A 7,033-nucleotide genomic window follows, 5' to 3' on the forward strand; every position below is an offset into this window, starting at 1 on the left:
GTTAATAAGTTCATTTTCACTGGAATAAGGCTTTTCTTGAACAGTATCATCAAAGATTAAAACGGCCTCATCAGATTCTATTTCACGCACCTCTTTTCTTACATTTTTCCACAAGTCTGCTGAACTAAACTGCTGATGTGATAGAAAACGAGTAATTTGATCATGACTTATTTCTCCATCTAAAAGGTGAGATAGACCTGTTGCTGTTGTGTAACTGAATGAGGTGACAAGGTAATCAATGTACAGGTCAAATATTTGTTTGTTTTTATTCATGATGATACTTTATCAATTCTCGCTATAATCTTCTGATTTACTGCGTAACATCAGTAAGTTAGTAAAAACCTGCAAGGTTTTAGTAAATCGATGTTACATGTTAGTGGTGCAATAAAAGATGTAAACCAATCAAGTATCCGTATTGTGGAGAGTATTGAGCAAGTTAAAAGCTCTGTGGGTATTGTAGAAAAGCTATCCATTGACTCTGAAAGGCAGATAAAATATACCGAAAACCATATTTATGCATCATTGATTAAACTTGATCATATTATTTATAAGCAACATGCTTATCGTGCATTAGGTAATAGCAAATTTACCGAGTCGATTGAAAGCATTAAAAAAGATCAGCATCAATGTCGATTTGGGCAGTGGTACGAACAAACAGATACCGCCTCGTTGAACAGTAAAAATAGTGCTTATCAGCAGATAAAAGCACCTCACGCATTGGTGCATCAATCTGTTGCGCTTGGTTATCACGAGGCAAGTCAGACTCCCCCTGATGAAGATGAAATTATTAAACAGATGAGCATTGCTGAAGATGCCAGCAGTGAGTTAATTGATCTACTTGCTGATATGGTCGAGTTGCAAAATGTAGAGTGATGCAGAAGCGACAAATTATAAATTAAAAAACCAGCAAGATTGCTGGTTTTTTTATGATTAAGCGCTAGAATTTTCCGCTCTTTAACTTAACAATAACTTATCTCAGGTAGCCCCTAAAACGGAATGTCATCATCAAAGTCCATTGATGGCTCATTATATTGAGCAGGTGCTTGAGGTGTTGCTTTTTGCTGTGGCGCAGGAGATTTTGGCGCTTGCTGTTGTGGATCAGGCGCTTGTGTTGCTTGTTGTTGCGGAGCCGGCGCTTGATAAGCAGGTGCCATTTGTGGCGCAGCCTGTTGCTGTGGTGCAGGTGCCGCTTGTTGTGGTGCGTTACCCCATGATTGTTGCGCAGGTGCATTGCTTTGAGGCTGCTGACTGCCTTGACCTTGGCTTTGGAACGGTTGTCCACCTTGACCATCGTTACGCGCGTCTAACATCTGTAGCTCAGAAACAATTACTTTTGTTGAGTAGCGATCTTGGCCTGAGGTTTTATCCTGCCATTTTTCTGTTTTAATTTTGCCTTCAACATAGACCTTTGCACCTTTTTTAAGGTACTGACCACACATTTCGCCAAACTTTCCAAACACAGTTAGGTTGTGCCACTCTGTTTGGTTTTCATATTCGCCTGTTTGCTTGTTTTTCCAGCTTTCAGTGGTTGCGATTGAAAAATTTGCTACCGCATTGCCATTTGGCATGTAACGCATCTCTGGATCTTTACCTAGGTTACCCACTAAAATTACTTTGTTTATGCTACGGTTAAACATCTTTTCTCTCCGCTTCTATTAATAAGAATATTACGATATTGCTAAAATTTGTTTGGCTGTTTGCAAAGTAAATATTTTGTTATCTACCTTGATATAAACAGTCTGCTCTTCAATGATAATCACGACTTCTAAGACGCCATCCAGTGTAATTAACTGCTCAGTTAATTGCGTGGCATGAGGTTCATCGTCAATGCTTGCTGTTAATGTGTGAGTGCGAATTTTACTCGGGTTTTGCATTCCCCACGAGATAAAAAACCAGATTAACATTAAGCAGGCTAAAAATATAAATAGGCCACTATTGCCCAGTAGTTTATAGGAAAGTCCCCCTAGAATACCACCACTAAATGCGCCGAGAAATTGATATGTGCTGTAAATTCCCATTGCACTGCCTTTTGCGCCTGCGGGAGATAGCATGGAGATAAATGCGGGCAGCGATGCTTCCAAAAAATTAAAAGCGGTAAAATATAACAATACACAGAAAAACATAATAAGAAGAGAATGCTCTGTCAGTGCCATTGCTAATAAACTAACTGCCATTAACAGAATAGAAAATAGATAAAATTGACGGTTTAACTCTTTTTTAGCTGCAATAATCAACATTGGGACCATCAATAAAAATGAGAATAGCAGTGCGGGCAGGTAAAGGTGCCAGTGAATTTCAGGCGCAAGTTGCATCGTTTGTAATTGCAAGGGCAAGGCAATAAACATCGCGGTTAATGCCATGTGTAGAATAAAAATACCTAAATTTAAGCGCAGTAGCTGCGGGTCTTTGGCAAGCGCGCCAAGCAGTGCTGGAATGGCAACGGTTTCACCACGGGGTGCTTTGCTAACAATATGTGGCACCATAAAGTGAACAATTGCAATACCTGCTAATGCCCCTAATGCGGTGATAAAAAATAGTCCTTGTAAGCCAATAATAGGCGCTAACATAGGGCCTGCTACCATCGAAACGGCAAAGGCGAGTCCAATGCTAACTCCTATCATGCCCATCACTTTGGGGCGTTGCTCTTCACGGGTAACATCGGCAGCTAACGCTAAAACGGCGCTAGCAATGGCCCCTGCACCTTGTAACGCACGGCCTGCGGTGACGCCATAAACACTCTCAGAAAATCCCGCCACTAAACTACCCATTGCAAAAATAAACAGGCCAAAATAGATAACAGGGCGACGACCAAACTTGTCGGAAAGCATACCCGCTGGAATCTGTAATAACGCTTGTGTTAACCCGTATGCACCAATCGCAAGGCCGACCCACATGGGTGAATAACCCACTAAATCTTGCCCGTAAATTGCAAACACGGGCATGATCATAAATAGGCCTAGCATGCGCAGAGCAAAGACTAAAGAAAGAGAGATTGCGGTGCGTTTTTCGAGAGGATTAAGGGCATCAACTTGCATGGCAGATCCATAGTATAAAAAGCATATTTAAAAAAAGAGTAAAAATAATTTGGGCAAAGATAATAGCATGCTTAGCACTATTTTAAAAAAATCATTATACTGCGACATCATTCTTTTGTTTATTTGGAACCTCACTATGCTTAGCTATCGCCACTCTTTCCATGCGGGTAATTTTGCCGATGTATTAAAACACACTGTTTCGGTTGCGATTTTAAATCACATGCTTAAAAAAGATAAACCTTTCTGTTATTTAGACACCCATTCTGGTTGTGGTGCTTATTCGTTGAGCTCAGAACAGGCGCTTAAAACCAAAGAGTTTAATAACGGTATTATGCGTTTATGGGGGCGTAAAGATCTTCCTCTTCCTGTTGCCAATTATCTTGAACAGGTGGTTGAGTTTAATGCACAAAGTCAGTTGAAGCATTACCCTGGTTCGCCGAGCATTGCACGACAAATGTTGCGTGAAGATGATCGCATGTTTTTGTTCGAGTTGCACCCTAATGAGTTCACCAATATGCGTGAAAATTTTTCAGGGGATAGGCAGATTAAGATGGCTAAAAGTGATGGTTTGCAAGGACTGATTGCTAATATGCCACCTAAAGAGCGCCGTGGTTACGTGTTAATTGATCCCTCTTATGAGATAAAAACTGAATACCAAGAGGTAGTTGAAACCCTTATTCAAGCCGTAAAACGGTTTGCAACGGGTACCTATGCGCTTTGGTATCCTGTGGTAAATCGTATTACTATTAAAAGGATGGAGCGTGAGTTGATGAACTCAGGCATTAAAAATATTCAACTTTTTGAGTTAGGTATTGAAGCTGATTCGGGTGAAATGGGCATGACGTCGAGTGGTATGATTGTGATCAACCCACCGTGGACATTAAAAAAAGAGATGCAGGCTTCGTTACCCTTTCTGGCTAAAAACCTCGCTAAAGATGATAAAGGCTTTTACCGTATTGAAACCTTAGTCGCGGAATAATTATTTTTATTTTTATGTTTAGTGCTTCACTCAAGAAAAAATAAAAATAATAAACCACAGAGAACACAGAGCGAAGGAGGGAAAACATAAAACTATTTTTCTCGTGTTGTGCTTCTGTACCTCTGTGGTAGTGCCTTTAAAATTTTAACAAAGAGTGAACCAGCTAAATAAGCGTATTATTTTTTATTACGCTGCTTACGATTAGCAATCAAGCCGATAAACGATTGCACTACGAGCGTTATCATCGCCATAAAGAAGAATATCTGCAACAGGGTTATTTGCGGAATATCATCAATAAACACTGAGATACTGACCGTTAATAACAGCAGGTAAAGTAGGCTCATTAGGTAACGTTTAATGGAAAACGTGTAAGTTTTTTTATTTGTTACTGTTTTTTTCATTATGGTTGGTCTTTTTTGTTTTTTTAAAGTGTAAAAGTGATTTTAATTTTGAGTAGCGGTCATATTTACTTTTATCTTTTTTAACCACTTCACCCGATTTTTCTATATCAATAATACCAGATCGATTGAGGGTTATTTTATAGCGTTCAAATTCTTCAACGTATTGCCCTTGATCAAATGCAACCACAATATTTATCTGATAACGGCGCTCAATAGAGATACTTTGAATTTTTTCTCGATTAGATTCTGGATCATTTTGTTCATACACTTTACCTGTGCCTCGTTCTAAATAGCGTGCAAAGGGACGCAAGCTAAATAGAATTGTCTCCTCAACGCTGTCATAACCTGCTTGAAAACCCTGTTTGTTCACTTTAGTTTCAATGCGGTAATGTAAAAATTCTGCACTTTGTTTATTTTGCGTATGACGTTGTGCAAGCAGTTCAACGGCTTGTTCGGGTAATTTTTTTGCTTTGATATAATCGAGCCAAACTTTTTGTGTCGCTAGCTCATTCTGACTGGTGGAGTCGGTTAAAACACGTGACCATTTTGGTTTTCCTTTGCGGATCCAGCGCCACAGCATATTCTTAAAATCGTCTTTAAAGACCTCTCGTACGCCATAAATAATGGCCAAAATAAAGATCATTAATGAACTTAATTTACTAAAAGCACCTTGGGTTTTAATGATCAATATCAGCACCACGCTCATAATCAGAGCAGTGGCAACGCCTGTGACAATTTTTCGGGTGATCTTGCCTAGTTCGTGCGTATCACTTTTAAAGATCACCCCATATTCAATTAAACGTCGTAATAAGCGCATTTTATTGGAGATGCGATTAGGATCACTGAGTGTCGCGCTCGTATTATACGCTTTACTTTTACGGTAGTTATTTTCCTCTTCGCAGATAGTCAGTAGCGCCAGGCGCGTTTCTGAAAACTCTGAATGACGTGGTTTTTTTGCCAACATACGCAGAATAGACTGTTCGGTATACCAAGAGAGGTAGTTATCTACATTCTCAAAAATAGCGAGTAGTTTGGTATCGTTAGGAATATGAGCACGATGCTTTTTTAAAATAGTTAAACATTGTTCAGTGACATCAATGGCCGCATGATAAAAATCACGCAATCCTTCGCTATCATCAATATTAAGGGTTTCTTGGGTATCGGTATCGAGGGCAACAATATATTGGTAAGCAAACAGGTTCAGGTTACTTTTGTACTCTTCAGGGGAGCGTTTCATACGACTTGCGAAACGAGTGTGTAATAAGGGAAGATGTAAACCCTCGGTAAAATAGGCACGCCGACCTTTTATCGCAGCATTAAAATATTCAGTTTCAGACAGGGTGTTTTTATTGATGCCCATCTCTTTAGGCAAAGAGAAGTACAGATCAATACGTCTGGATTGCCCTCGTTTAATTTGGTGAGTTAGTTTTATCGCTAACTTTTCCTGTTGTTTGACTATAAATTTACGCAAATTAGCCCTCCTTACCCTTAGTATATAATTAACCAATTGATTTGGCAGTATAAAAAGTAAGTGTTTTTTGTTGCTTAATTTTGTTAACTTAACGTTTCTGTTTTTTCTTTTTAATAAAAGGCTTTTCATGCAACTTTCACTGCTAACTCAATCTATTTTTGACCATCTTTATAGCGACATTAAACAATTTCGTGAAACCTTTGATTTACCTTGTGATGATGCGGGTTCACTCGATGAAAAAGCAGATATGCTACATAGCTCTCTGATTATTGAAGAGTTAACGGAGCTTGCAGAAGCACCTTGTAAGATTGAGCAAGCGGATGCGATTGTTGATAGCGTGTATGTTTTGATGGGGCGTTTAGTACATCTTGGCAATAACAAAGTGTCCGATAATATCGCTATTAGTTACCTGATTGATCTGTTTTTAAATGTCGCCAAGCATCGTAACATTAACTTCTTACCTTGTTGGGATGAGGTACATTCGAGTAATATGAGTAAAGTGTGTCGCAACCAAGCTGAATACGTAGAGACGCAAGCATTTTACGCGAAGCAGGGTGTAGAGCTAGTCGATAGTATTAAAGGTAATTTTGTGATTGCTAAATGTGCTAAAGACGTACAGATGCAGGGTAAAATCGTACGCCAAGGTAAGGTATTAAAATCTGTTTATTATCGCCCTGCAGATCTTGCGCCACTCGTATAAACCTATTCAGGTAACGGTATTGGGCAACTAATTAAAAAACCTGCGCCACCTAGGGCAGAGTCAAAATAGGTTAGGTTGCCTTTTAATAAAAAATGCACCAAGTTAACGGCGACATTTAAACCTAATCCTTTTCTACCCGAAGCGCGTAGTGTCGTTACAAAAGGGGTGAACATTCTTTTTTGCATCTTTTTAGTGATCCCTTGACCATTACAAACATTGGCTTGAAGCAATAAAGGCATTAAAGCAATTAATTACAGAGCCTCAAGCATGCTGTTAATATTCGTGGAGATCGCTCAGGCTCTGTTCCAGAGTATTGTTGTCTATACTTATCACACACATTGATTAGGTCAAATTCCGATAATTTCCATTTAAAATATAAGCAGCTAAACGATCGTTAATTTAGTAAAATATAAGCCTTAATAAACGAGGTAAATATGAGCTTTAAAA

At 39.1% G+C, this 7,033-nt stretch carries 8 protein-coding genes and 1 pseudogene; 3 read left to right on the forward strand and 6 right to left on the reverse strand.

Going from position 1 to position 7,033, the window contains the following annotated elements:
- Positions 1–273: pseudogene (locus tag G322_RS0116205) on the reverse strand (IS701 family transposase); the annotation flags it as partial.
- Between the two features lie 90 nt (positions 274–363).
- Between G322_RS0116205 and G322_RS0116210 the strand changes: the two are divergent.
- Positions 364–873 carry a CZB domain-containing protein gene (locus G322_RS0116210; protein WP_022942771.1) on the forward strand — a complete coding sequence of 170 codons (510 nt, stop codon included), beginning with the start codon at positions 364–366 and terminating at the stop codon, positions 871–873.
- 113 nt (positions 874–986) lie between these two features.
- Here the strand turns inward: G322_RS0116210 and ssb are convergent, their stop codons facing one another.
- Positions 987–1,637 carry a single-stranded DNA-binding protein gene (ssb, locus tag G322_RS0116215; RefSeq protein ID WP_022942772.1) on the reverse strand — a complete coding sequence of 217 codons (651 nt, stop codon included), beginning with the start codon at positions 1,635–1,637 and terminating at the stop codon, positions 987–989.
- Between the two features lie 30 nt (positions 1,638–1,667).
- Positions 1,668–3,035: an MFS transporter gene (locus G322_RS0116220; protein ID WP_022942773.1), complete on the reverse strand. Its 1,368-nt coding sequence runs from the start codon at positions 3,033–3,035 to the stop codon at positions 1,668–1,670.
- 136 nt (positions 3,036–3,171) lie between these two features.
- Here G322_RS0116220 and G322_RS0116225 point away from each other — a divergent pair, with 136 nt between their 5' ends.
- On the forward strand, positions 3,172–4,014 hold the full coding sequence (locus G322_RS0116225; RefSeq protein ID WP_022942774.1) for a 23S rRNA (adenine(2030)-N(6))-methyltransferase RlmJ: 843 nt from the start codon (positions 3,172–3,174) through the stop codon (positions 4,012–4,014).
- A 176-nt stretch (positions 4,015–4,190) separates the two neighbouring features.
- Here the strand turns inward: G322_RS0116225 and G322_RS0116230 are convergent, their stop codons facing one another.
- On the reverse strand, positions 4,191–4,415 hold the full coding sequence (locus G322_RS0116230; protein ID WP_022942775.1) for a hypothetical protein: 225 nt from the start codon (positions 4,413–4,415) through the stop codon (positions 4,191–4,193).
- On the reverse strand, positions 4,393–5,886 hold the full coding sequence (locus G322_RS21110) for a hypothetical protein (RefSeq protein ID WP_022942776.1): 1,494 nt from the start codon (positions 5,884–5,886) through the stop codon (positions 4,393–4,395). The genes G322_RS0116230 and G322_RS21110 overlap by 23 nt, the downstream gene beginning before the upstream one ends.
- A gap of 127 nt (positions 5,887–6,013) precedes the next feature.
- On the opposite strand from G322_RS21110, the gene G322_RS0116240 reads away from it, so the two are divergent.
- Positions 6,014–6,586 (forward strand): nucleoside triphosphate pyrophosphohydrolase family protein, encoded by a 573-nt coding sequence (locus G322_RS0116240; RefSeq protein ID WP_022942777.1) that lies wholly within the window; start codon positions 6,014–6,016, stop codon positions 6,584–6,586.
- 2 nt (positions 6,587–6,588) lie between these two features.
- Here the strand turns inward: G322_RS0116240 and G322_RS0116245 are convergent, their stop codons facing one another.
- Positions 6,589–6,825 (reverse strand): ATP-binding protein, encoded by a 237-nt coding sequence (locus G322_RS0116245; protein WP_022942778.1) that lies wholly within the window; start codon positions 6,823–6,825, stop codon positions 6,589–6,591.
- Positions 6,826–7,033: the final 208 nt, after the last annotated feature.

It is taken from the genome of Psychromonas hadalis ATCC BAA-638, assembly GCF_000420245.1.
Classification (GTDB): domain Bacteria; phylum Pseudomonadota; class Gammaproteobacteria; order Enterobacterales; family Psychromonadaceae; genus Psychromonas; species Psychromonas hadalis.